Source organism: Streptomyces sp. NPDC053076, assembly GCF_044546845.1.
In the GTDB taxonomy this organism is placed as follows: domain Bacteria; phylum Actinomycetota; class Actinomycetes; order Streptomycetales; family Streptomycetaceae; genus Streptomyces.
Genome location: NZ_JBITZL010000005.1, coordinates 66408 through 84448 on the forward strand (window position 1 = coordinate 66408; position 18041 = coordinate 84448).

The 18041-nt window shown below is 70.7% G+C and carries 29 protein-coding genes and 2 pseudogenes; 12 read left to right on the forward strand and 19 right to left on the reverse strand.

The genetic code is table 11. The features are described from left to right. Nucleotides 1-230 precede the first annotated feature (230 nt). Complete coding sequence (locus ACIGYR_RS21360) at nucleotides 231-1844, reverse strand: amidohydrolase (RefSeq protein ID WP_399600374.1); 1614 nt, start codon at nucleotides 1842-1844, stop codon at nucleotides 231-233. A gap of 84 nt (nucleotides 1845-1928) precedes the next feature. Beyond that, a complete protein-coding gene (locus ACIGYR_RS21365) occupies nucleotides 1929-2369 on the reverse strand; it encodes an Lrp/AsnC family transcriptional regulator (RefSeq protein WP_391844817.1) in 441 nt (146 codons plus the stop codon). A gap of 234 nt (nucleotides 2370-2603) precedes the next feature. Between ACIGYR_RS21365 and ACIGYR_RS21370 the strand changes: the two genes are divergently transcribed. Beyond that, complete coding sequence (locus ACIGYR_RS21370; RefSeq protein ID WP_391844815.1) at nucleotides 2604-3038, forward strand: hypothetical protein; 435 nt, start codon at nucleotides 2604-2606, stop codon at nucleotides 3036-3038. A 6-nt stretch (nucleotides 3039-3044) separates the two neighbouring features. Here the strand turns inward: ACIGYR_RS21370 and ACIGYR_RS21375 are convergent, their stop codons facing one another. The 3 genes from ACIGYR_RS21375 to ACIGYR_RS21385 form a co-directional block, all read right to left on the reverse strand. After that, nucleotides 3045-4142, reverse strand: coding sequence for a phosphotransferase family protein (locus tag ACIGYR_RS21375; RefSeq protein WP_399600377.1), 1098 nt, complete (start codon nucleotides 4140-4142; stop codon nucleotides 3045-3047). An 11-nt stretch (nucleotides 4143-4153) separates the two neighbouring features. Continuing rightward, on the reverse strand, nucleotides 4154-5254 hold the full coding sequence (locus ACIGYR_RS21380) for a hypothetical protein (protein ID WP_399600380.1): 1101 nt from the start codon (nucleotides 5252-5254) through the stop codon (nucleotides 4154-4156). 342 nt (nucleotides 5255-5596) lie between these two features. After that, nucleotides 5597-6769 (reverse strand): acyl-CoA dehydrogenase family protein, encoded by a 1173-nt coding sequence (locus tag ACIGYR_RS21385; protein ID WP_391844809.1) that lies wholly within the window; start codon nucleotides 6767-6769, stop codon nucleotides 5597-5599. Between the two features lie 326 nt (nucleotides 6770-7095). Between ACIGYR_RS21385 and ACIGYR_RS21390 the strand changes: the two genes are divergently transcribed. The 5 genes and pseudogenes from ACIGYR_RS21390 (at nucleotide 7096) to ACIGYR_RS21410 (ending at nucleotide 9297) form a co-directional block, all read left to right on the forward strand. Beyond that, on the forward strand, nucleotides 7096-8328 hold the full coding sequence (locus ACIGYR_RS21390) for a glycoside hydrolase family 18 protein (protein WP_399600382.1): 1233 nt from the start codon (nucleotides 7096-7098) through the stop codon (nucleotides 8326-8328). A gap of 37 nt (nucleotides 8329-8365) precedes the next feature. Further along, a pseudogene (locus ACIGYR_RS21395) lies at nucleotides 8366-8557 on the forward strand (transposase); the annotation flags it as partial. A 148-nt stretch (nucleotides 8558-8705) separates the two neighbouring features. Beyond that, complete coding sequence (locus ACIGYR_RS21400; RefSeq protein ID WP_399600385.1) at nucleotides 8706-8960, forward strand: hypothetical protein; 255 nt, start codon at nucleotides 8706-8708, stop codon at nucleotides 8958-8960. Continuing rightward, the gene (locus ACIGYR_RS21405; protein ID WP_399600388.1) at nucleotides 8957-9085 is read left to right on the forward strand and encodes a hypothetical protein; all 129 of its coding nucleotides are present in this window, start codon (nucleotides 8957-8959) and stop codon (nucleotides 9083-9085) included. Before ACIGYR_RS21400 ends, ACIGYR_RS21405 begins: the two co-directional genes overlap by 4 nt. A gap of 11 nt (nucleotides 9086-9096) precedes the next feature. Then, complete coding sequence (locus ACIGYR_RS21410; protein ID WP_399600391.1) at nucleotides 9097-9297, forward strand: DNA alkylation repair protein; 201 nt, start codon at nucleotides 9097-9099, stop codon at nucleotides 9295-9297. A gap of 196 nt (nucleotides 9298-9493) precedes the next feature. On the opposite strand, the gene ACIGYR_RS21415 is transcribed toward ACIGYR_RS21410, so the two are convergent. The 4 genes and pseudogenes from ACIGYR_RS21415 to ACIGYR_RS21430 form a co-directional block, all read right to left on the reverse strand. Beyond that, nucleotides 9494-10141 carry a TetR/AcrR family transcriptional regulator gene (locus ACIGYR_RS21415; RefSeq protein WP_391844801.1) on the reverse strand — a complete coding sequence of 216 codons (648 nt, stop codon included), beginning with the start codon at nucleotides 10139-10141 and terminating at the stop codon, nucleotides 9494-9496. Nucleotides 10142-10219: 78 nt separating this feature from the next. Further along, nucleotides 10220-10360: an SCO1431 family membrane protein gene (locus ACIGYR_RS21420; RefSeq protein WP_391844799.1), complete on the reverse strand. Its 141-nt coding sequence runs from the start codon at nucleotides 10358-10360 to the stop codon at nucleotides 10220-10222. A 114-nt stretch (nucleotides 10361-10474) separates the two neighbouring features. Continuing rightward, nucleotides 10475-10621 (reverse strand): annotated as a pseudogene (locus tag ACIGYR_RS21425) (peptidase C39 family protein); the annotation flags it as partial. Between the two features lie 208 nt (nucleotides 10622-10829). Beyond that, the gene (locus ACIGYR_RS21430; protein ID WP_399600395.1) at nucleotides 10830-11066 is read right to left on the reverse strand and encodes a hypothetical protein; all 237 of its coding nucleotides are present in this window, start codon (nucleotides 11064-11066) and stop codon (nucleotides 10830-10832) included. 249 nt (nucleotides 11067-11315) lie between these two features. Here ACIGYR_RS21430 and ACIGYR_RS21435 point away from each other — a divergent pair, with 249 nt between their 5' ends. Continuing rightward, nucleotides 11316-11555: a helix-turn-helix domain-containing protein gene (locus ACIGYR_RS21435; protein ID WP_399600396.1), complete on the forward strand. Its 240-nt coding sequence runs from the start codon at nucleotides 11316-11318 to the stop codon at nucleotides 11553-11555. A gap of 138 nt (nucleotides 11556-11693) precedes the next feature. Here the strand turns inward: ACIGYR_RS21435 and ACIGYR_RS21440 are convergent, their stop codons facing one another. Continuing rightward, complete coding sequence (locus ACIGYR_RS21440) at nucleotides 11694-11915, reverse strand: hypothetical protein (RefSeq protein WP_399600397.1); 222 nt, start codon at nucleotides 11913-11915, stop codon at nucleotides 11694-11696. Between the two features lie 143 nt (nucleotides 11916-12058). On the opposite strand from ACIGYR_RS21440, the gene ACIGYR_RS21445 reads away from it, so the two are divergent. From ACIGYR_RS21445 to ACIGYR_RS21455, 3 genes are read left to right on the forward strand one after another with little or no spacing between them, the layout of a single operon-like run. Then, nucleotides 12059-12304, forward strand: coding sequence for a GntR family transcriptional regulator (locus tag ACIGYR_RS21445; RefSeq protein ID WP_399600399.1), 246 nt, complete (start codon nucleotides 12059-12061; stop codon nucleotides 12302-12304). A gap of 33 nt (nucleotides 12305-12337) precedes the next feature. After that, entirely contained in the window at nucleotides 12338-12514 is a 177-nt protein-coding gene (locus ACIGYR_RS21450) for a hypothetical protein (RefSeq protein WP_399600401.1), read from the forward strand. A gap of 11 nt (nucleotides 12515-12525) precedes the next feature. Further along, on the forward strand, nucleotides 12526-12729 hold the full coding sequence (locus ACIGYR_RS21455) for a hypothetical protein (RefSeq protein ID WP_399600402.1): 204 nt from the start codon (nucleotides 12526-12528) through the stop codon (nucleotides 12727-12729). Nucleotides 12730-12805: 76 nt separating this feature from the next. Here ACIGYR_RS21455 and ACIGYR_RS21460 read toward each other — a convergent pair whose 3' ends face one another. After that, the gene (locus tag ACIGYR_RS21460; protein ID WP_399600403.1) at nucleotides 12806-13069 is read right to left on the reverse strand and encodes a hypothetical protein; all 264 of its coding nucleotides are present in this window, start codon (nucleotides 13067-13069) and stop codon (nucleotides 12806-12808) included. Nucleotides 13070-13104: 35 nt separating this feature from the next. After that, on the reverse strand, nucleotides 13105-13314 hold the full coding sequence (locus ACIGYR_RS21465) for a hypothetical protein (protein ID WP_399600405.1): 210 nt from the start codon (nucleotides 13312-13314) through the stop codon (nucleotides 13105-13107). 24 nt (nucleotides 13315-13338) lie between these two features. Here ACIGYR_RS21465 and ACIGYR_RS21470 point away from each other — a divergent pair, with 24 nt between their 5' ends. Continuing rightward, the gene (locus ACIGYR_RS21470) at nucleotides 13339-13677 is read left to right on the forward strand and encodes a DUF6233 domain-containing protein (RefSeq protein ID WP_399600406.1); all 339 of its coding nucleotides are present in this window, start codon (nucleotides 13339-13341) and stop codon (nucleotides 13675-13677) included. A gap of 290 nt (nucleotides 13678-13967) precedes the next feature. Here ACIGYR_RS21470 and ACIGYR_RS21475 read toward each other — a convergent pair whose 3' ends face one another. Genes ACIGYR_RS21475 through ACIGYR_RS21485 form a run of 3 tightly spaced genes read right to left on the reverse strand, consistent with a single transcriptional unit; the run spans nucleotide 13968 to nucleotide 15754 of the window. After that, nucleotides 13968-14987, reverse strand: coding sequence for a tyrosine-type recombinase/integrase (locus ACIGYR_RS21475; protein WP_399600409.1), 1020 nt, complete (start codon nucleotides 14985-14987; stop codon nucleotides 13968-13970). Then, nucleotides 14984-15277: a WhiB family transcriptional regulator gene (locus ACIGYR_RS21480; RefSeq protein ID WP_399600412.1), complete on the reverse strand. Its 294-nt coding sequence runs from the start codon at nucleotides 15275-15277 to the stop codon at nucleotides 14984-14986. The genes ACIGYR_RS21475 and ACIGYR_RS21480 overlap by 4 nt, the downstream gene beginning before the upstream one ends. Before the next feature lie 12 nt (nucleotides 15278-15289). Continuing rightward, nucleotides 15290-15754 (reverse strand): hypothetical protein, encoded by a 465-nt coding sequence (locus ACIGYR_RS21485; RefSeq protein WP_399600414.1) that lies wholly within the window; start codon nucleotides 15752-15754, stop codon nucleotides 15290-15292. A 488-nt stretch (nucleotides 15755-16242) separates the two neighbouring features. On the opposite strand from ACIGYR_RS21485, the gene ACIGYR_RS21490 reads away from it, so the two are divergent. Next, nucleotides 16243-16638 carry a hypothetical protein gene (locus ACIGYR_RS21490; protein ID WP_399600417.1) on the forward strand — a complete coding sequence of 132 codons (396 nt, stop codon included), beginning with the start codon at nucleotides 16243-16245 and terminating at the stop codon, nucleotides 16636-16638. 54 nt (nucleotides 16639-16692) lie between these two features. Here ACIGYR_RS21490 and ACIGYR_RS21495 read toward each other — a convergent pair whose 3' ends face one another. The 4 genes from ACIGYR_RS21495 to ACIGYR_RS21510 are packed head-to-tail and all read right to left on the reverse strand — an operon-like array spanning nucleotide 16693 to nucleotide 18029. Beyond that, the gene (locus tag ACIGYR_RS21495; RefSeq protein WP_399600420.1) at nucleotides 16693-16869 is read right to left on the reverse strand and encodes a hypothetical protein; all 177 of its coding nucleotides are present in this window, start codon (nucleotides 16867-16869) and stop codon (nucleotides 16693-16695) included. A gap of 3 nt (nucleotides 16870-16872) precedes the next feature. Then, nucleotides 16873-17232, reverse strand: a complete 360-nt coding sequence (locus ACIGYR_RS21500) for a hypothetical protein (protein ID WP_399600423.1) — start codon at nucleotides 17230-17232, stop codon at nucleotides 16873-16875. Then, nucleotides 17229-17639: a hypothetical protein gene (locus ACIGYR_RS21505; RefSeq protein WP_399600426.1), complete on the reverse strand. Its 411-nt coding sequence runs from the start codon at nucleotides 17637-17639 to the stop codon at nucleotides 17229-17231. Before ACIGYR_RS21505 ends, ACIGYR_RS21500 begins: the two co-directional genes overlap by 4 nt. Before the next feature lie 33 nt (nucleotides 17640-17672). Further along, on the reverse strand, nucleotides 17673-18029 hold the full coding sequence (locus ACIGYR_RS21510; RefSeq protein WP_399600428.1) for a hypothetical protein: 357 nt from the start codon (nucleotides 18027-18029) through the stop codon (nucleotides 17673-17675). Nucleotides 18030-18041 lie beyond the last annotated feature (12 nt).

Below are 18041 nucleotides of genomic sequence, written 5' to 3' on the forward strand. Positions count from 1 at the left end.
CCCCGGTGCGGCACACCGTCCCTGACCCAGCGGCGCTGCGACGAGCCGTCTGAACGCTCCCCGGTCGGGCGTCCGGTGGTGGACTCGGACGAACCTACCGGCCTCTGGCCGCCGACTGTCAACAGCCTCCCGGCCTGGCAGGTCATCGTCGGCACCGGGGCCCGTGCGGAGGATGCGCAGGTCGGGCGGCCGGCCGCGGCGGGGGGCCGGCCCCGCGCCACCCCGGGAGATCACTCGCCCGGCCGTACGAACACCGTCCGTCCGCCCACCACGGTCCGCAGGCAGACCGGCAGGTCACGGCCCGGGGAGAGGTCGGGCAGGCCCGGTGTGCCCGAGCGCGGGTCGGTGGACCAGCGGGCCACCCGGTCGTCGGGAGCCTGCACGACCAGCTCGTCCGTGCGCCAGACGGCGTAGTCGGCGGGCGCACCCGGGACCAGGACGCCCGCGTCGTCGCGGCCGACGGCCCGCCAGCCGCCGCGGGTGTGCGCGGTGAACGCGGCACGGACCGAGATGCGGTGCTCGGGCGTGCGGTGGAAGGCGGCGGCCCGGACCGTGCCCCACGGGTCGAGCGGGGTGACCGGGCTGTCGGAGCCGAAGGCGAGCGGCACACCCGCGCGGAGCAGAGCGGCGAACGGGTTGAGGGTACGGGCCCGCTCGGTGCCCAGACGCTGGGCGTACATGCCCTCCTCGCCGCCCCACAGCGCGTCGAAGGCGGGCTGGACGGAGGCGATCAGCCCCAGCTCGGCGAAGCCCGCGACGGTCTCGGGGGTGAGCATCTCGGCGTGCTCGACGCGATGCCGGGCGGCGCGGATCCGGGCCAGGCCCGCCTTCTCGGCGGCGGCGCGCACGCCCTCGACCACGGCGGACACGGCCGCGTCGCCGATGGCGTGGAAGCCCGCCTGGAGGCCCGCCTCGGTGCAGGCCAGCACATGGGCGGCGACGGCGTCGGCGTCCAGGTAGGCGGTGCCGCAGTGGCCGGCGTCGGCGTACGGCTCGTGCAGGCAGGCGGTGTGCGAGCCGAGGGCGCCGTCGGCGAAGAGGTCGCCCGCGGCACCGGCCGCGCCCAGCTCGCGGGCCCTCGCCACGCCCTCGTCGGCGCGCTCGGCCCAGTAGCCGACCACGCGTGGTCCCGGCACCTCGGCGGCGAGCCGCAGCAGGGCGGTGAAGTCGTCCTCGGAGGAGATCTGCGGGCCACCGCACTCGTGCAGGGTGCCGATGCCGAGGGAGGCGGCGTGCGCCAGGGCGGTGCGCTGGGCCTCGGCGCGCTGGGCGGGGGTGACGGCGGCGAGGGCGGCCTCGCGGACGACATGGTGGTCGTCCCGGGTGAGCGGGGCGTCCTCCCGGGCGACGGTGCCGGGGACGAGGTCCAGCAGGGCCGTGGTGACGACCGCCGAGTGCACGTCGATGCGGGACAGGTACAGCGGTCGTCCGCCGGTGGCCGCGTCCAGTTCCGCGCGGGTCGGCGGCCGGCCGCCGGGCCAGCGGGCGGCGTCCCAGCCGTGGCCCAGCAGGACCCGGTCGTCGGGGCGGGCGGCGGCGAACTCGCGGACTCGCGCGAGGGCCGCCTCCAGGGAGGGGGCGCCGGACAGGTCGAGGCCGGTCAGGGCGAGGCCCGAGGCGGTGGTGTGCACATGGGCGTCGGTGAAGGCCGGGGTGACCAGGGCGCCGTCGAGGTCGACCACCTCGTCCACGCCGTCGGCGAAGGCGTCGGCGGCGCCCTCGGAGCCGACCCAGGCGACCTGACCGCGCTCCACCACCATCGCGGTGGCGAAGGGGTCGGCGGGGCTGTGCACCTCCCCGCGGCGCAGCAGGACGGTCTGGGGCTCGGCGGACTGCTCACTCATGCGGCAAGTCTCTCGCGCGCGCGGGGCACGCCGGGCACCGGGGCTCCCTCGCGCGCGGGGGCACCGGGCACCGGGGCGGCCGGTTCAGATCCTCGGGGGGCGCGCCTCGTACGGGGTGGACAGCACCACGGTGGTGCGGGTGGAGACGCCGGCCAGCGAGCGCAGCCGGGCCAGCAGTTCCTCCAGCTCGTGCGGGGTGGACACGCGCACCTTGAGGATGTAGTTCTCGTCGCCGGCCACGCTGTGGCACGCCTCGATCTCGGGGACGCCGGCGAGGCGGTCCGCGATGTCGTCGGGGGCGCTGGGGTCGAACGGTTTGACCGAGATGAACGCGGTCAGCGGCAGGCCGACGGCCTCGGGGTCGACCACCGCGGCATAGCCGCGGATGACGCCACGCTGCTCCAGCCGGCGCACTCGCTGGTGCACGGCCGACGTGGACAGGCCCGTGGCCTTGCCCAGGTCTGTGTAGCTCATCCGCCCGTCCTTGACGAGCAGCTGCACAATTTGACGGTCCAGCTCCTCCATGTCGGCACAACCTACAGTGCGCCTGATCTCCTCGGATACCTGAGAGGCGCAGGTCATTCCCCGTTCGGCAGAAAAACACCGGGAAGGGCACCCGCGCGCGTCATGTGACGAACGCCACATGACTCGAACAGGCTCCGTGATGGGTTCGTGATTACCGCCGAGAGCGGACGGGAAGTGCTTGCTGTGGTCGAGGCCGCAGCGCCTTTCACGGCCCAGCCTTAGGGGGAGAAATCCATGCAGAGTGCCCATCGCCCTGGTCGATCCGCGTCCGCACGGCAGCAGTCGGCCGCCGAGCCCGAGCCGGAGGGTGTCGAACCCGACGCCTTCGACGACGAACCGGATGCGTACGACACCTTCGAGATGTACCGGGTGATCTGCCCGGACTGCGCGCAGCCGATCGCGCTGCTGGCGGATGAGGAGTTCCTGCCGGAACACGCGCTGTGCGCCTCGCCCTGGAACCCGTTCGGGCTCACGGTGTGTGCGGGTACGGGCCGTTCGGCGGCCGACGCCCGCCCGGCGGACGAGTCCGTCGAGCCTCAGGAGCAGGACACGGCCCTGCTGCTCACGCTTCCCCAGGGTCTGAACTGGCGGACGCAGCCCTTCTCGCACGTCGGCGGCCCGGGCTCGCGCCCGATGCACGTGCCGGTGATGCGCCGCCAGGCCGCCTGAGCCGCCTCACCCCTGCCAGTACCTGCCCTGCACCATGGCGCGCAGACTGTCGTGGTGCAGGATCAGCGTGTCCGGGTCCGCGGGCACGGCGACCTCGCCGAAGTACGCCTGCCGGTAGGCGATGCGCAGCATGACGATCGCGTGCCGCAGGGCGGCGTACAGGGTGTAGAAGTCCATGTCCCGCGGGGGATGGCCGGTCAGGCGGGCGTAGCGGTCCTCGACGCGGTCGCGGCGCAGGAAACCGGGCAGTCCCCGCTGTCCGGAGCCGGCCGTGAGGTCGTGGAAGAACCGGTGCAGGTAGATCGTCCAGCCGAGGTCCACCTCGCGCGGGGCGAGCGCCGCCATCTCCCAGTCCAGGACGGCGACGGGCTCGAAGCCGTCGTAGACGACGTTCCCGATGCGCGCGTCACCCCAGGTGAGGACGGGCTCGCCGGGGTCGCGCGGCCACAGCCGCTCCAGCCGCTCGAACGCGGCCTCGATGAGGGGTGAGCGGGCGAGACCGTCGATCACCCAGGCGTAGTAGGCGCGTTGGGCCGTGACGTGCCGGCGCAGCGCGTCCCCCTGACCGGGCAGGGCCAGGAACCCGGCCTCGGAAACCGGGACCTGGTCGTGCAGCCGGGCCAGCAGCCCGACCGTGGCCGCTTCCAGGTGCTCGCGTTCGGCGTCGCTCGCCGCGTGCAGCCAACTGCCTTCGTAGGTGTACGGCATGACGTCCGGCGGCACCCGGCCGGCGACCCGTTCCATCACGAAGAACGGCGCCCCGAGCGGGCCCGGGTCCTCCTCCAGCCACAGCACCCGGGGTACGGGCAGGTCCGTCCGCTCGGCGACGAGCCGCAGGGTGCGGTACTGGCGGCCCATGTCGTACTCGGGGAAGACGGTGTATGCCGCGGGGTCCGCCGCCAGTCGCAACGCGCAGGAGGTGAGCGGGGGTTGCGGGTGGTCGATGTCGAACAGCAGGGTCTCGCTGGACATGCCGTTGGAGGCCGGTACGCTGACGCCGACCGCCTTGGCGCCGGGCAGCCGGGTGCCGAGCCAGGCGGTGAGGCGCCGGGTCAGCTCCCCGGGGTCCCGGGTGCTGGTGCGGGGGCGTGGTGCCGTGGCCATCTCGTCCTCCCTCAGGGCGCGACCGAGTCGAAGCCGGTGAAGCCGCTCGGGTCGTGCCGGCCGAACGAGCCGTGCTCGAAGATGCCGTACCCGGTCCGCCCGTCGAGCCGGAAGCGGGCGGAGTGGTCGGTGACGCCGTAGCCGGCCAGGGGGTGGGGCAGGGTCATGTCGTAGGTACGGCGGTCGGTCCAGCCGGGACCCCGCCAGGTGCCGTGCTGCCAGTCGTCCGCCGGCGGGTAGCCCGCGCCGAGCGCGAGCGGCGAGGAGGCCAGGATCTCGACGTCCAGTTTCCGCGGCGCCCGCGCGTCGCCGAGGTGGATGACCGCCCGTTCCGGCCGGCGGGTGCCGGAGCGGTAGCGGATCTCGGCCTGCGGCCAGCCCAGTTGACGGTCCCGCTGGCCGGGGCGGACGAGGGTGGCGTCGTTCAGGGAGCGGTGGCCGTCGGCGTCCTCCTGGGTGATGACCATCAGGAAGCGGTCGTCGAAGCGGACCGGGCTCCAGATCCAGTGGAAGCCCTCGGCGGGATGGTCCGCGGCGAGCCGGCCGCCGTCCTCGCCGGGTATCGGCCGTACGCCCCAGCTGCGGTCCCGGGTACCGGTCCAGTCGTCGGCGGTGACCTGGAACTCCGCTCCCCCCGCGCGGATCACGCCCTCCGCCGTGCCGGCCTGGACGTAGCGGCGCCCCTCCAGGGTGAGCCGGTCGCCCCGGCGCTGGAGGTGGTGCGGCTCCCAGAGCGCGGGGAAGGCGGCGGTCCAGGTGAGGTCGTAGGACAGCCGGTCGTCCTCGCAGATCAGGCGCAGCTCCTTGAGCGGCTGGGTGACCTCGATGCGCAGCGGGCCGACGGCGAGCCGCATCCGGTCCTCGCCCAGGGCGTCCGAGGCGCGCACGGCGTGCAGGGTGTCCCCGGCTCGAAGGGTGGCGTAGGCGTCGATCACCCCGAGGTTGGGGTAGACGCCGAGGCCGCAGATGAGCAGGGCGCGGCCCGCGTGGTCGAGGACGTGGAAGATGCAGCGGTCGTAGGCGTTCCGGTCGCCGGTCGCCACGTGCTTCATGGAGAGCGGCACCTGGTGCACGGGGTACTCGTCGAGCGGTACGGGACGGTCGTCGGCCACGGTCACCCCCTGGTCGATGGTCCGCTGACGGTACGTCAGCCGACTGGAGGAGGCCAGAGGGGGAACCGGACGTGTATGGACTGACGCTCGAATCCCTCGGGGGGTGACCTGTCCGGTCGTCGCCGCGTTGCCCAGGCATGACCCCCACGTACCCGGCGACCGGGCGTCAGCGCCGTATCTTCGTCCCTCGCCCGGCAGAATCGGTTCCGCCTCCCGCGCCGCAGGATCCGCCCATCTACCGCGATCTCCTGCGGACCTGGGCCGACCGGGGCCGCACGCTGCCGGGCCGCCATGACCCGGAGTGGGTCAGGCTGGCGGCCCCGACGGTCCTGACGGGCCAGTTCAGCGACCTTCTGGCCCCGCCACGTGACGGGCGATGACCATCCGCTGGATCTGGTTGGTGCCCTCGACGATCTGCAGGACCTTGGCCTCGCGCATATAGCGTTCGGCCGGGAAGTCGGCGGTGTAGCCGTAGCCGCCCAGTATCTGCACCGCGTCCGTGGTGACCTTCATGGCCGCGTCGGTGCAGTGCAGCTTGGCCATGGCGGCCTGCTTGGCGAACGGCCTGCCCGCGTCCCGCAGCCGCGCCGCGGCCAGGTACAGCGCGCGGCCCGCCTCGATCTGGGTGGCCATGTCGGCGAGCATGAAGCGCAGGCCCTGGAAGTCGGCGATGGGCCGGCCGAACTGGCGACGCTCGGTGGCGTAGCGGACCGCCTCGTCGAGGGCGGCCTGGGCGAGGCCGACGGCGCAGGCCGCGATGCCGAGCCGGCCGGAGTCGAGCGCCGACAGGGCAATGGAGAAGCCCTGGCCCTCGTCGCCGATGCGCCGGTCGTCGGGAACGCGGACCCCGTCGAAGTGCACCTGCGCGGTGGGCGAGCCCTTCATGCCCATCTTCTTCTCGGGCGCCGCACCGCTGAGGCCGGGCGCGTCGCCGGGCACGAGGAAGGCGGTGATCCCGCGCGGGCCCTCCTCGCCGGTACGGGCCATCACGGTGTAGAAGTCGGCGATGCCGCCGTGCGTGATCCACGCCTTGGTGCCGTCGATCACCCAGCCCTCGCCGTCCCGGACGGCCTTGGTGCGCAAGGAGGCCGCGTCGGAGCCGGAGGACGGCTCGGACAGGCAGTACGCGCCGAGCAGGCCGCCGCCGAGCATGGCGGGCAGGTGCTCGACCTGCTGCTGCTTGGCGCCGTAGGTGGCGAGCGCGTAGGACGCGAGCGTGTGGACGCTGACGCCGAGGCCGACGGTGAGCCGGGCGGCGGCCAGCTCCTCCAGGACCTGGAGGTAGACCTCGTAGGGCTGGTCGCCACCGCCGTGTTCGGCGGCGTACGGCAGGCCCAGCAGGCCGGACTCCGAGAGCAGGGTGAAGACCTCGCGGGGGAAACGTCCCGCGTCCTCCTCCTCCGCCGCCTTCGGCGCGATCTCGCGCTGGGCGATCTCCCGGACGAGGGCGAGCAGATCCCTCGCCTCCTCCGTGGGCAGTTGACGCTCCACCGGCTGCGGGTCGCGGTCGGACATGGCGTCGGGCTCCTCCCTGTTCGGATCACCGGTACGGCCCGTGGTGGGGGCGGTTCCGCCTGATCGTTCCGCTGTGCCGACGGCGCCCGCTCCCGGGTCTCGGAAGCTGCTGACCAGCGGCATGCGCTGTGAGTATGCCCGATCGGCGACCTTCCGTCACCAGTTAACGACCGCTCACTTCAGGAATCCAGTCCAGGGCCCCACGGGGGCGATATTGGTCCGAACCATTGACCGAATGGTCTAGTCCTCCTACTCTGCATGCCCAACGCTTTACCGCGTTCATGCCAATCGGCGCGCGTTTCCCTCTCCCCACGAGGAGACACCCGATGCACACTCCCCACCGCTCCCTCGTCCGGGCGCTCGTCTCGGCCGCGTGTACCGCCGCCCTCGGCGCCGGCTTGCTGGCCGGTTCGGGCACGGCGACCGCGGCGGCACCCACCGCCCCGCGGCTCGCGGCCGGCTCCAAGGTCGTCGGCTACTTCACCGAATGGGGCACCTACGACCGCAAGTACTACGTCAAGAACATCGAGACCTCGGGCTCCGCGGCCAAGCTGACCCACATCAACTACGCCTTCGGCAACGTCACCGGCGGCAAGTGCGCGATGGGCGACGCCTACGCGGCCACCGACCGGGCCTACACCGCGGCGGAGTCCGTCGACGGTGTCGCCGACACCTGGGACCAGCCGCTGCGCGGCAACTTCAACCAGCTGCTCAAGCTGAAGAAGAAGCACCCCGGCCTGAAGATCCTGTGGTCCTTCGGCGGCTGGACCTGGTCCGGCGGCTTCGGCGAGGCCGCGAAGAACCCGGCCGCCTTCGCGCAGTCCTGCTACGACCTGGTGAAGAACTCCAAGTGGGCGGGCGTCTTCGACGGCATCGACATCGACTGGGAGTACCCCAACGCCTGCGGCAACACCTGCGACACCAGCGGGCGCGAGGCGTTCAAGAACCTGATGGCCGCCCTGCGGTCGAGGTTCGGCTCCGGGAACCTGGTGACCGCCGCGATCACCGCCGACGCCACCAGCGGCGGCAAGATCGACGCGGCGAACTACGCCGGCGCCGCCCAGTACGTCGACTGGTACAACCCGATGACGTACGACTACTTCGGCGCCTGGGACACCGCCGGCCCGACCGCCCCGCACTCCCCGCTGAACTCCTACTCGGGCATTCCGAAGGCGAACTACTACACCTCGGCGACCATCACCAAGCTCAAGGGCCTCGGCGTCCCGGCCTCGAAGCTGCTGCTCGGCCTCGGCTTCTACGGCCGCGGCTGGACCGGCGTCACCCAGGCGGCGCCCGGCGGCACGGCCACGGGCCCGGCGACCGGAACGTACGAGCAGGGCATCGACGACTACAAGGTGCTCAAGACCAAGTGCCCGGCGACCGGCACCGTGGGCGGCACGGCCTACGCCAAGTGCGGGAACGACTGGTGGAGTTACGACACCCCGGCGACCGTCGCCACCAAGATGACGTACAAGAACCAGCAGGGGCTCGGCGGCACCTTCTTCTGGGAACTGAGCGGCGACACCGCGAACGGTGAGCTGATCAAGGCGATCAACTAGAGCGTGTCTCTTTGGTGAACTCATCAGTTGATCGGATGTGACTGTCCGCTTAGTGATCACTGATGCGATGTGGGACCGGATCGAGCCGCTGATGCCGGCCGATCCGGTCCGCGGGCGGCGGTGGGCCGATCATCGCCGCACGCTCGAAGCCATCGTGTGGAAGTACCGCACCAACTCGCCCTGGCGCGACCTCCCCGACGAGCTCGGCTCTTTCCAGACAGCTCACAAACACCGCACGCTCGGTCACCAAGACCGTCACCATCGAGCGCCCCGTCCCCGACGTCTACGCCTTTCTCGCCGACGCGGCCAACTGGCCCGCCTGGGCGATCGTCAACATTCAGGCGATCGAGCCCACCGACGAGCCGGACCGGTGGCTGATGACCACCCCGCAAGGCCCCGCCCGGCTCCGTATCCGCGGCAACGCCGAACTGGGCACCCTTGACCACGACTACGTCGACGAGCAGGCGTCCTGGCAGGTCCCCGCCCGCGTCGTGGCCAACGGCACCGGCGCCGAATTCATGATCACGTTCTTCCAGCCGCCGGCCTTCACTGACGCCTTCTTCGACGAGCAGGTCGCCCTGGTCGACACCGAGCTCGCCACCCTCAAGCGCATCTTGGAAACCGGCGCGTGAGCCTGCCCCCCTCACGACTCGCCGAGGCGGCCGACCAGCTCACCGAGCAGCTCGCCCGCCTCGGCACGCCCAGCGCGCCGCCTGGGACCGTGACTACGCCCTCCTCGGCCCCGCCGACCTCGTGACGGTGCAAGCGATGCTGCGAGGCGCCCGCACTTGGGCCCTGGTGGACACCCTCGCCGTCCATGGCGCCGGTGCCATCACCCTCCAGCACAAGGAAGCAGCCGGAACTGTCCTCGACCGCTGGGCCATCGACCAAGACTTCTGGCTCCGCCGCTCAGCCCTCCTCTGCGCGAAGCGGTCCGCCGCCTTCACGACACCGACCGGACCCGCCTGATCAACGCCTACCGCCGTACCCACCGCCACTGACCTCGTTCCCGCGCTATCCGCAGTCACCTGAGACGGCGCGGGATCGGTGCGGTTATCCTGCGGGCCATCCTCATCTGGGCACACCGCTAACAGAGAGACAGAACCTAGCCGGCACCCGAGGGGGCATCGGGGAGCGGAGGCGTCCGGCCTCCGCTCCCTCGCGTTCAGCCGTCCCGGCGGGCGGGCGGCGGGGCCGGACAGGCGGGCTCCAGCTCCTCGATGGCGCGCAGGGCCCCGCCGAGCGTCTTCACCAGCAGCTCGCGCATGGTGTCACGGGACAGCTCGGGGCGGTCGATCCAGTCCAGGGTTGCGCCCTCCACGCTGCACACCCAGGCGAGCAGGCCCATCCTGGCCAGCGGGGCGATGTCACCGCGGCCGTAGGCCCCTTCGGCGATGGTGGCGACGATGGCCTCGCGCACGCCGTCGCGGATCGCGTGCACCTCCGTGTCGAAGCCGACACCGCCGCTGACGATGGTGCGGTAGGCGGCCTGGTGGTTCTCCGCGTAGCGCAGATAGCCGTCGATGGTGCGGTGCACGCGGTCCACGGCGGGCAGTTGAAGGCCGCCGGCCGCGGAGGTGACCAGGTCGGCGACGGAGTCCCGGACGATCGCCAGGTAGTAGCCGCGCTTGGACCGGAAGTAGTAATAGATCAGGCCCTTGGCGACCTGGGCGTGGCGGGCGATGTCGTCCATGGACAGCGCGTCGTAGGACGTGTCGGCGAACAACTTCCGGCCGATGGCGATGAGTTCGGCGCGACGCGCCGCGGAACGCTCGGTGCCGCGCACCTGGGTGGCGGCACGCTGCTGCGGCATGTTCAAGATCGACCCCGGTCTAGGCGCGGCGGGACATCCGCAGTATGTCAGAACATGCCGCAGGCGGAGGCGGTCGGTTCAGAGCAGGCCGAGCTGGGTCACGAGCATCGCGAACACCGCGACGAGGACCCAGCCCATGACCTGCTCGACGATCTTCGGGCCGTCTTCCTGGGGGCCTCCCGTACGGACGCGGGTGGCGGTGGCCGGGTGTGCGGTCATGGTGTTACTCGCAGAGGTCGGACGTACACGGTCGAATCCCCCCGTACCTCCGTCCACCATGCCACCCGCGAGGCCGTTTGCGGCGATGAGCTTGGTCACACGCCCGGGAGAAGGTCAGTGCACGCCCACCGCGGCGAGCGCCTTGCGCTGGCCCGGGGTCGGGTGGGCGGGGAAGTAGAGGTAGCAGACCCCTCCGGTACCGGAGGCGACCTTGCCGGAGGCGTTGTACCGCTTGGTCCGGAGCCAGATGTTCTCGGTATGGCTACGCAACTGAGCGCCATCTGCGCGAACGACCCGGCGGGTCCTCACATCGTCTCTGACCTGCATGACTTAGCGAGGATTAGCCTGACATAGAGGTTCACAGAGGAGCGTGTTCGCTCATCCTGGATCTCCCCGAGCACTCCCTGCGGCATGCTCGCTCCCCAGAGACTCCCCAAAATCGCCCCCCTTGAAATGGCCGCTACCAGCCCTATTCATCCGCCGCGAGGCGCCCAGGTCGGTAGGGGCGTCCGGCGCGCTGAGCCGCTCTCTCGCGCTCACCCTCCATCGCGATCACGCAGTCCTCACAGGCGCGCACGTCCTGGAGGCCGCCCGCGGCCGGCCGGACCGTCACGGCGTGAGCCGTGGCCACCCTCCCTTTGCCGGGATGCCGGAAGCAGACTCCTAGCGCCCAGTCGTAGAGGTCGAGGATCTGCTGCCGGTTCATGCTGGTCTCCCGTCGGGGCGCGCTTATCTCTGCGGCGGGGGGTGGAGTTCGGGTTCCCGGTCGGCGCAACCGGATGCCGGGTGGCCTGCCGGTTCACTCTTTCGAGGGAACACATGTTCGATTAATGGACACTACATCGAGCCCTGCGGCATATGCCAGTGCAGGGCAGGGCGCCAGCCCATTTCAAGATCAAAGAATGCCCGGTAAACCGGGCTGACTTATGATCATGGTCGGCAGAACGTGTGTCGAGTGCCCACCCTGCCCGATGACGACGCGTGGCTCCGACGCGAGCGACAGGCCATCGGCGACCGCATCCGCGTCACCCGACTCCGCGACAACCGCACCCAGGAGTCCGTCTTCCTCGCCGCCGGCGTGAGCCGCTCCGACTACCAGGGGGTCGAGTCCGGCACCGCCGACGCGCGCATCACGACGCTCCTGAAGATCGCCGCCGTGCTTGGCGTGCACGTCACCGACCTCCTTCGAGACTGACCGCCGTTCAATGCTTACCGGAAGACAACATCTTGTTGAGGGTTCACGCAAGGGTTCAGCCTGCATTGATCTGACCCGTTACACCCGCTCCGTGACGCACTGCACACGCGCTGGCCAGGGTTTACCCCGCAGGCACGATCAGCGGCGCGGCATTGCCTGCGCGGCAGGCCGTCCGGGCTTCAGCTGCCGGTAGATCTCGAACAGGGCGTCCCCCGTCGTGCACGGCGGGGCGTCGGCGCTTCGGCAGTCGTCGCAGCCGACGGCGTGGGTTACATAGTCGCTGTACGCCTGCTGTACCGGGCTGAGGTCTGCTCGCGCGGACGGGTCCACGGCGGGGGTGTCGGGTCTACGCTCGTCCACGCTGACGGCTCCTTGCAGCTGTCGGCCACGCCCCCGGGTCGTGTCCGCGACCGCGGGGGTCCTTGCTGCTCACGAGCATGACATAGCACGCCATGGCGTACTACCGATCGCCAGAGCTGATCATGGCTGCCTACGGTCGACGCATGGAGTTCGCAGTAGATCGCCCCAGGTGGAGGCAGGTCCACGAGGTGATCGTGGAGCGGATCCGGGTCGGCGAGTACCCGCCCCGTTCGCGTGTGCCGTCGACGGTCGCGCTCATGGGTGAGTTCGGGATCGCCAACGTGACCGCACAGAAGGTACTGCGCCAGCTGCGGGCGGACGGGCTGATCTACACAGAGGTCGGGATGGGGTCGTTCGTCACAGACCAGCCGCAGCGATCCGAGTCCTAGGTGAGTGTCAGACCCGGCCGATACAGTCGGATCATGTCCACCACTCCCCCGCCCCCGGGCCCGCGGCCGGCTGCGGTCGTACAGGCGGAGATCCGTGCACTGTGGACGCACCGTGACAAGCGGCTGTCGGATGAGGAGCGGGCGCGGTACGAGGCGCTCGTCAAGGAGTACGCGGCAGCGGTGCGCGGAGGCGTGACGACCGCGGCGTAGGATCCGCACTCGTGAGCGACATCGACTTCCCCGACGACCTGGTGCAGCTGGAGCGTTCCGCGTGGGAGGCGGCTCAGCAGGGCGAGCTCACCGCCGAGCAGGCCGCCGAGGTGCAGGCCGGCATCACCGCGTTCGCCGAGGCGACCGGGCTGGACAGATACACGGTGGAGATGGCGCTGAAGCGGGTCGTCCGCCACCAGGAGCCCGGCGCCTGACAGCAGTCCGCCCCGTCCGGCGCTGTACGGACGGGGCGGGATCAGCGCCAGAGCATGGGCTGATAGTGCTACGAGCTTACGACTCGCCACTGACAACGCCGGGGCGCGTCGACAGTCGGTAGGTGCCAGCCGCGAAGAGCTCGCCTGCCGACGGCTGGGCTCGCTTGAGGGCTGCCGCCATGGCCGCCCCAGCTGCCGCTCCCGCCATCTGCACGCCGCTGAGCAGCTTTCCCTCGAAGGGGGCCACCGGGCGCAGCGGCAGTATCGGCCCTACCTCGTCGGCGTGCCGGTCGATCTGCTTCAACGCGCGGTCGCGGTTCGGGTGCGGTCGATACCCCATTGCGCCTCCTTCGTCCGCGCCAGGATGGCAGACGCTCACGTCCCCTCGGGCCAGCTCGTCAACGTCTCGCCGGTCTCCTCGTCGGTGAGGGTGACCTGGGCGTCGGGCAGGGCCCCGTGCTCGCCGATCCAGCGCGTGAACTTCCGGCGCGCGGTCGACTCACTCCCCCACCAGCCGTGCTGGATCGGCTGGCCGCCGGAGGAGAGGAGCAGGTGGTAGCGGCCGGGGTCCGGGTTGCTCGTCACGTCCCCCATCATAGAATCGAACACATGCACGACCTGCCGCCCGACCTGCCCCGGCTCCGCACCCTGGAGACCTGGCTCGCCTACACCCTCGACCGGGTCCGGCAGCAGATCGCCGCGGCCGAGCGGCAGGAGCAGGAGCGGCAGCACGGCGAGCAGGCCCGGCCGCCAGCGCCGGACTGGGTGCTGGAGCTCGGACTCAACCGAGACAGCCCCGCCGTGTACGTGCATGAGGGCGGCTGCTGGAATGCGGGCAAGCGGTCGAAGGGCGTCGACCGGTCGACCGCGCTCCGGGCGCTCGTCGAGGGCGTTGCCGCCTGCCCGCACTGCCGGCCAGACTCGGCGCTCGGCTACCTGGAGGGGTGACGGCAGCCGCATAGCCTCCCGTGGGAAGCCGGGAGGAGCGGCGGGTCCTGCCGCCCCCAGGACGGCAGGACCCGAAAGGCGAACCCACCCGGGGGTTGAATGGATCACCCGCATGCACACCATGCACCAGAAACCAGCCACATGGATAGACGGCGGCCGAAAATGAATGCACTGCTGCACGGCCGGTGACAAGTCGGGGGGACGACCCGTAACGTGAGCGCGCGGCCTGCCTCGTTCGCAGCGACCCTTCGGGGCGTGGGGAGTACCCCGCAGGCAGGCCGCACCCTTGCCTACAGGCCGATGTCCTCGCTAGCGGCGTCGGTCCACTTGTCGGCTTCGCGGATGTAGCCCCAGAAGGCGGGGCTGTTGGCGGCGTGCCCGGACTGGGCACGGATCTTCTCCTCGCGCTTCCCTGCGACGCGGGACGCGGTGATGAACCCGGCCCGCATGCTGTGCCCAGTCAACCGGACGGCGAGGCCGGCGCGTTCGGCGTTGCGGGCGATGATCTCGCGGACGGCTTCAGGGGAGAGGTGGCCGGCGCCGAGGTTGCCCCAGGTGTCGATGGCGACGAAGGCGGGCCCGGTCTCGATCCCGGCTGCGGCTTTCCAGGTGAGCCAGGCGCGGACGGGGCAGGTGTCGGGGTTCTTGCCATAGGCGACGGCGACGTTGCGCGGGGGACGGCCCTTCACGGCGGGGACGTCGATGGTGAGCCCCTTGCTGCCGATGGTGATGCCGTCGGCGCGGAGGGCGGCGACTTCGGCGGAGCGTCCGGCGATGGCGAAGGCGAGGAGCCACAGGGCGCGGTCGCGGAGTCCGGCGAGTCCTGCGGGGACAGCGGCGGCCATCTGCCGCAGCTGCTCGGGGGTGACGGCCGCTGCCTTGCCCCGTCCGCGCGCCATGCGCTCGGGGTCGTTCTTCAGCGGCTTGAGGGCCTGCCGCGCGGCGACGGTCGCCGCCTTCGGGACTTCGACGCCGTGCTCGTTCCGCGCGGTGACGGTGACGCCGGTGATCCTTCGGTCGATCGAGTTGGGCGCGGCGAGCTTGATTGTGTCGAGCCAGACGACGAACCCGACGAGGGTGCCCTTGGTGACGGCGGTCGACGCGATCCGCTTGCCGGTGCGCTCCCCCAGCCAGTCGTGGAACTCCTCCCACAGCGCCCAGTCGTTGGCGTAGCTGCGTTTCGTGTTGTGGGGGCGGATGGCGTCGAGGTGCTTGTCGGCGGCCTCTTCCATGGCTGCGAGGACGGCGAGCGTCGCAGCGTCGTAGACGGCGGGGGTGACATCCGGCTGGTGCGGGGCGAGGTCGGTCACGCGGTCTCCATTCGAGTACGGTACGGGCGTTGCCCCGGCTGCTTCCTTCCCATCGCCCACCTTTCGCGCGGTGTGGTTCCGCCCCAGATGCCCTGCCGGTCGGTGATGCCAACATCCCCTTCTGCCTGTAGAGCCCAGGCAAGGCATGCTTCGGTGACAGGACATCGCGCACAGATGGCCTTCGCTTGCTCGATTTGTGCTTCGTAGCGGGCGGATTCGCCGCGAGGCTCGAAGAGCTCCGGATCCTCGCGGCGGCATTCGGCTTCAGCATGCCAGGCGGGTGCAGTCACGAGCGGGCCTGTTCAGACGCCGCGGGCGAGGGCTCGGATCTGGCGGACAGCGCGGCTGGCGTTGTGTTCGGCGTCCCGGAGCACGCGGTCGGCCTTGGCGCGGAGCGCCTCAGCGAGGGCAGGCTTCATCCTCTTCGCGTCGACCTTGGCGTCGCAGAGTTCCACGAGCGCGTCACGGACTTCGGTGAAGAGGCCGACCATCTGAGCCTGCCATGCGATCCGGCCGGAGCGGGACTGGGGAGGCGTGGAGGCCTTGAGCGCGGCGTATGTCTTGGCGAGTCGCGCGTCGGCAGCCTGGATGCGGCTGTCCTTGCGGCGGTCGACCGTCGCGTAGAGCGCGCCCCACAGGTAGTTCTGGTTGGCGGAGTCGACGTAGTAGTTGCCGTCCGTGTCGATGTGGATCATTCGCTGCCACTGGGTGTCGAGCGCCCGGACGTCGTCGTCGGTGGCGTTGACCTGGGCTGCGATGTCACTCACGAAAACCTTGCTATTCATCTTCGTTTCCCCTGCTCGCTTTGCATTTCTGTACCTACAGAATGCGCCTGCCGTGAACCCTTGTCAAGCCGTCCGGCGAGATGGATGCTAGTTTCTGTACCTACACACACAAGGGGGAGAGATGGCCAGGCCAGCAACGGGCAAGACGCCGCTACGGAACATCCGAGTGCCCGACGAGCTATGGATCGCAGCGAAGCAGGAAGCACAGGCAGAGGGTCGCAGTCTGACCGACGTCATCGTCAGCGACCTACACCGCTACGTGACCCGACGGCGACGCGAGCGGGGCGCCCTGGACGGCGAGTCGCAGCGCTCGCGAGAGTCGGACAATCACCCGCAACTCGGCACCAGTGGACGGGTGATGGAGGTCGACCGGAGGAGTCGTTAGGTCCCCCCTTGCTTTTTCCTTAGGTACCCCCTAACGTTATGGGTGTCGAGAGGGAGCGCCCCTCCCCAACACACCAGGGGGAACCATGAACCGCACCGAGATCGCCCACCAGGTCAGCCTCACCCTCGGCGACAGCATCGAGTCCTTCGACATCGACGGCATCGTCGACGACCTGATCGCCGCCCACGACGGAGACCTCAACAGCATCGACGACTTCGACTCCCAGTCCTACTGGGCCATCGTGGAGACTCACGACACCGGCGCACAGGCTGAGGCCGAGGCGGTCCAGGCCCACTCCGACTACCTCCAGGCCGAGGCCGCGTGCAAGGAGGCCACCGCCAACCGGCAGGTCGCCTTCGCCAAGGCCATCGACGCGATGGGCCGCGGCGGCAACGCGATCCTCTCGCGGAAGGTCGGACTGTCCGCGCCGACCGTGAAGAGCATCGCCGACCGGGGCCGCTCCCAGCAGAACGGCTCCTGACAAAACGAAGCGCCCCCGCTCCCCTGCCGGTTAGCAGGGAAGCGGGGGCGTCTGTCACGCGGGGTCGGTGCCGTCGGTCCATGCGCCGTCCGAGTAGGCAGGCTCAAGGAACGGGTCGGTGACCGGCTCCGGAATGGGCGGCGGCTCTTCGCGGCCGAGGGCGACGAGCACCGTCATATCGGCGGCGCCGGGATCCTCCCGGGGCTGCACCGGGCGAGGCGGCTCAGGCAAGGGTCACACTCCAGTTCGGTTGTACTCGTCCACCAGGGGATGCGGCGGCTCGGGCTCGATCCCCGCACGCGTCATCTGCCGGCACCAGCGGTCGGCACTCCACGAGAACGCCCGCAGCACCGACTCCAGTCGGGACTGCCGAGTTCGCAGCTCCCCGTTCTCCTTGTCCACCCGCTCCACGGTCGCCTGCAGCACCGACAGGTCCGTGGCCCGTTGTGCCGGGGCCGCCTGGGTTTGCGCTGCTGCCTGCGTCGCCTCCGCTGTTGCTGCGGCTGCAGCCTTCGTGGCCCGCGCGGCGAACCAGCCCGCCACCACCATGCCCAGCGTGCCGAACCCGGCCACGATCCCGCCCCAGAAGCTCACGCGGCCCTGCCTTTCCGGGCGGAGCGCGGCACGTGGGGGACCGAGTACTCGGGCACCGTGGCCGCCCACACGATGACCCCGCAGTGCGAGGTCAGGTACCAGATCGCGACCCAGACGCCGCGGGAGTACGTGCCGCTGACAACCGCGGCGGTGTAGGCGATCGCCCACACAGTGGGGGGGATGAGGGCGGCCACGAAGCCCGCCCAGTCGCGGCCGACCTTGAAGAAGGCGAAGGTCGTCGTCACAAGACCGCAGGTGATCCATAGCCAGGCCCAGTGCTGCAGGCCGGCGACGTGCGTGAGCAGGTGGAGCCCCTCGGGTCCTGGTGGGTCGACGAGGAACCCGACGCCCCAGCACGTTTTACCGACGCCGAGGATGAGGAGGAAGTGGCCACGGCGGCCCAGCATCTTTCGGATCCGCCGGACCGCCTGGCACGGCACTCAGACCGCCGTCGGGCCGGTCGGTGTCGGGTCCTTGGACGGGGTGACCTGGGCGCGGGTCAGCAGGGTCAGCCCGGCGAGGACGACGGTGTTGATGGCGCCGATGGTGGCCTGGCCGACGTCGTAGCCGAACGCGGCGACGAGGACGGCGCCAGCTGCGACGACCGCTGTGAACGCCTGCGGTGCGATGGGCCGGGTCACGGCGGCGGCGGTAGCGCCGAGGATCGCGGAGACGGCGGCGACGATGGCCCCGGCCTGGTCCGCGGTCAGCCCGGTGAAGCCCAGGCTGACGATCAGGCCGAGGACGGCCGACAGGCAGTTCAGGATGACGACCGGTTCGCGCCCGAACAGTCTCATGATGGTCTCGTT

Bases quoted from the DNA above. Each gene is read 5' to 3' on its own strand.
- ACIGYR_RS21365 (WP_391844817.1), bottom strand. From the start codon at position 2,369: ATGGAGGAGCTGGACCGTCAAATTGTGCAGCTGCTCGTCAAGGACGGG.
- ACIGYR_RS21430 (WP_399600395.1), bottom strand. From the start codon at position 11,066: ATGAACCGGCAGCAGATCCTCGACCTCTACGACTGGGCGCTAGGAGTC.
- ACIGYR_RS21420 (WP_391844799.1), bottom strand. From the start codon at position 10,360: ATGACCGCACACCCGGCCACCGCCACCCGCGTCCGTACGGGAGGCCCC.
- ACIGYR_RS21445 (WP_399600399.1), top strand. From the start codon at position 12,059: ATGGAGTTCGCAGTAGATCGCCCCAGGTGGAGGCAGGTCCACGAGGTG.
- ACIGYR_RS21490 (WP_399600417.1), top strand. From the start codon at position 16,243: ATGAACCGCACCGAGATCGCCCACCAGGTCAGCCTCACCCTCGGCGAC.
- ACIGYR_RS21505 (WP_399600426.1), bottom strand. From the start codon at position 17,639: ATGCTGGGCCGCCGTGGCCACTTCCTCCTCATCCTCGGCGTCGGTAAA.
- ACIGYR_RS21470 (WP_399600406.1), top strand. From the start codon at position 13,339: ATGCACGACCTGCCGCCCGACCTGCCCCGGCTCCGCACCCTGGAGACC.
- ACIGYR_RS21410 (WP_399600391.1), top strand. From the start codon at position 9,097: ATGCTGCGAGGCGCCCGCACTTGGGCCCTGGTGGACACCCTCGCCGTC.
- ACIGYR_RS21400 (WP_399600385.1), top strand. From the start codon at position 8,706: ATGACCACCCCGCAAGGCCCCGCCCGGCTCCGTATCCGCGGCAACGCC.
- ACIGYR_RS21370 (WP_391844815.1), top strand. From the start codon at position 2,604: ATGCAGAGTGCCCATCGCCCTGGTCGATCCGCGTCCGCACGGCAGCAG.
- ACIGYR_RS21360 (WP_399600374.1), bottom strand. From the start codon at position 1,844: ATGAGTGAGCAGTCCGCCGAGCCCCAGACCGTCCTGCTGCGCCGCGGG.
- ACIGYR_RS21385 (WP_391844809.1), bottom strand. From the start codon at position 6,769: ATGTCCGACCGCGACCCGCAGCCGGTGGAGCGTCAACTGCCCACGGAG.
- ACIGYR_RS21390 (WP_399600382.1), top strand. From the start codon at position 7,096: ATGCACACTCCCCACCGCTCCCTCGTCCGGGCGCTCGTCTCGGCCGCG.
- ACIGYR_RS21375 (WP_399600377.1), bottom strand. From the start codon at position 4,142: ATGGCCACGGCACCACGCCCCCGCACCAGCACCCGGGACCCCGGGGAG.
- ACIGYR_RS21460 (WP_399600403.1), bottom strand. From the start codon at position 13,069: ATGGGGTATCGACCGCACCCGAACCGCGACCGCGCGTTGAAGCAGATC.
- ACIGYR_RS21450 (WP_399600401.1), top strand. From the start codon at position 12,338: ATGTCCACCACTCCCCCGCCCCCGGGCCCGCGGCCGGCTGCGGTCGTA.
- ACIGYR_RS21510 (WP_399600428.1), bottom strand. From the start codon at position 18,029: ATGAGACTGTTCGGGCGCGAACCGGTCGTCATCCTGAACTGCCTGTCG.
- ACIGYR_RS21415 (WP_391844801.1), bottom strand. From the start codon at position 10,141: ATGCCGCAGCAGCGTGCCGCCACCCAGGTGCGCGGCACCGAGCGTTCC.